Raw genomic sequence first — 208 nt, 5'->3', positions numbered from 1 at the left:
ATTTTGCCTAGTTCCTTCACCCGAGTTCTCTCAAGCGCCTTGGTATTCTCTACCTGACCACCTGTGTCGGTTTGGGGTACGATTCGATGTGACCTGGAGCTTAGAGGCTTTTCCTGGAAGCGTAGCATCAATTCCTTCGCCACCGTAGTAGCTCGTCATCACGCCTCAGTGTTAAGAATGAGCGGATTTGCCTGCTCGTTCCACCTTC

1 rRNA gene (cut by a window edge) is annotated in these 208 nt (G+C 51.4%); it reads right to left on the bottom strand.

What is annotated here, in order from left to right:
- Positions 1 to 208 (bottom strand): 23S ribosomal RNA (locus tag BG75_RS08015); its annotated part reaches 964 nt to the left of the window's first position; the annotation flags it as partial.

It is taken from the genome of Rickettsia endosymbiont of Proechinophthirus fluctus, assembly GCF_001602635.1.
Lineage (GTDB): Bacteria > Pseudomonadota > Alphaproteobacteria > Rickettsiales > Rickettsiaceae > Rickettsia > Rickettsia rickettsii.
This window is presented reverse-complemented; position numbering and strand designations above follow the sequence as displayed.